The organism is Pseudomonas sp. PS01299 (genome assembly GCF_029960145.1).
GTDB lineage: Bacteria > Pseudomonadota > Gammaproteobacteria > Pseudomonadales > Pseudomonadaceae > Aquipseudomonas > Aquipseudomonas putida_A.
The window spans coordinates 1-1,986 of sequence record NZ_JASCPO010000453.1; the positions used below are offsets into that span (position 1 = coordinate 1).

Annotated in this window: 2 protein-coding genes; both read right to left on the reverse strand. The window is 60.1% G+C overall.

The features are described from left to right. Window positions 1–84: 84 nt before the first annotated feature. On the reverse strand, window positions 85–1,182 hold the full coding sequence (locus QMX91_RS30920; protein WP_282413888.1) for a hypothetical protein: 1,098 nt from the start codon (window positions 1,180–1,182) through the stop codon (window positions 85–87). Between the two features lie 53 nt (window positions 1,183–1,235). Further along, complete coding sequence (locus QMX91_RS30925; protein WP_282413889.1) at window positions 1,236–1,871, reverse strand: RluA family pseudouridine synthase; 636 nt, start codon at window positions 1,869–1,871, stop codon at window positions 1,236–1,238. Window positions 1,872–1,986: the final 115 nt, after the last annotated feature.

The window sequence follows — 1,986 nt, forward strand, 5'->3', positions numbered from 1 at the left end:
CGCGAAAGCGGTGGGTCAAATGCAGATTTTTAGATGACACACCGCTTTCGCGAGCAAGCCCGCTCCCACAGGGAGTAATGTGGATCAGCGGGCGGCTACGCGTTTTTTCAAATAGTTCATGATGACTTTTTCATCTTCCGGTTTATCCGGACGCGGCAGCTGTTGCGGCCAGGACTTCTGGCTCAGCAGTTTTTTCTGCTGGCTCTCGTCCCAACGCAGAATTTCCCGCGAGGCGCATTCCCACCATTCGTGTCGGCAAACGCTGTAGTACGGATCTTCCGGCGCGGCGCTGCCGTACAGCAGATCACGACCGACCTTGCGCAGGGCACCTTTCTGGTGGCGCAGCTTCCATTTGATTTTCAATCGGCGCCAGGCCGAGGGGAACGGCTTGACCCGTGGCACATCGCTGCACAGATCCACCAGGCGCTGGCTGAACTGCTCGCCGTGCTGGGAGAAGAAGTACGTCTGCATCGCGTGGAAGAAACGTTTTTCCGCGAAGTAGTGGTAGACGTGTTTGCGCGCTTCCACCACCTGACGCTCGCGCATGGCATACGACAGGGCGATCTGTTCGATGGTGTGGATTTCGAAGCCGCCGAGTGTCCACTCATCAATCAGGCGGATCGACTCTTCGAACAGCGCTGAGTCGCTGTCGGTCACGCCACACAAGCCGCTGTTGTAGAGCTTGAAACCGTTATCCGGCGTCACGCCGTGGCTGCGCAGGTCGCGACCGAGTTTTTGATAGTCGGGACGCTGGTGCACATCTTTCCAGTCGTACTCGAAGCGATCCATCACTGAGCGATTCGGCTCGATGAATTTGAACAGTTGGCTCGGGTGGCGGGTGAACAGGGTGTCGGTGTCGACGAACAGGGTTTTTTCCGCCCACTGCATGCCCGCGGCGATGGCGCAGGCCTTGCGGCGGTGGTGATAGCCGTGGGTGCCTTGCCAGCGGGTCAGGGTCGCTTCGTCCAGCAACACCGTGTCGACCGGCCAGCCCGCATAGTCATTGGGGCGATCAGTGAGAATGCGGATCGCCGGTCGCTCGCCGTTTTTAGCCTGGGACAGTACGGTCAGGATGCTGAACTTGGCTTCGCGGCGGTACACATCCTGATTGCCGTAAACCAGGTAAAGCAGTTGATGACGAACTTTCGTGAGGGGGGTTACCCGGGAATCAATACAACTCATCCGAAAACAGAATCCTTGTCCAAAAGAAAACAGCGCCGCCACTCAGGCAGCGCTTAAAACGGTGCCGGGCATTCGAAGCGCAAACGCTCGCCGGTTTGCGGGTGGGTGAAGCTCAGCATGCTGGCGTGCAGGCACAGACGCGGCCAGGCCGCCAAGGCCCGCTCATGGGCGTACAGCCCGTCGCCCAGCAGCGGGTGACCGATGGACAGCATGTGCACACGCAACTGGTGCGAGCGACCGGTGATTGGCGTCAGTTCGACGCGGCACCAGTCGCCGCAACGTTCCAGTACGCGCCAGAAGGTCAGCGCATGCTTGCCGAATTCGTGGTCGACCACGTGCCGCGGTTTGGTCGGCGGATCGTAGCGCAACGGCAGGTCGATGCTGCCGCTGTCCAGTTCCGGCTGACCCCAGCAGAGCGCAGTGTAGGCTTTCTCTGTTTCACGATCGTGAAACTGCCGCGACAGTTCGCGGTGAGTATCCGCGTCACGGGCCAGCAGAATGATGCCGGAGGTTTCCCAGTCCAGGCGATGGACGATGCGCGCTTCCGGGTAGCCGTTTTCCTGCAGGCGGGTGATCAGGCAGTCCTTGTTGTCGTCGGCGCGACCGGGCACCGAGAGCAGCAACGTCGGTTTGTCGACCACCAGTACGGCGGCGTCCTGATGGATGATGCGGATGTTGGACAACGGCATTAAAACAGCCTCGTAACAAATGCCAACGGCGGCTCAGGGCCATTCCGCGATGGGAATGGCCCTGAGCCGCCGTCGTTCCTGCCGGATCGACTCAGCGATCGGGCAGGGTGATGTT

Excerpts from the sequence above, each read along its gene's own strand:
- QMX91_RS30920 (WP_282413888.1), bottom strand. The coding sequence starts at position 1,182 with ATGAGTTGTATTGATTCCCGGGTAACCCCCCTCACGAAAGTTCGTCAT.
- QMX91_RS30925 (WP_282413889.1), bottom strand. The coding sequence starts at position 1,871 with ATGCCGTTGTCCAACATCCGCATCATCCATCAGGACGCCGCCGTACTG.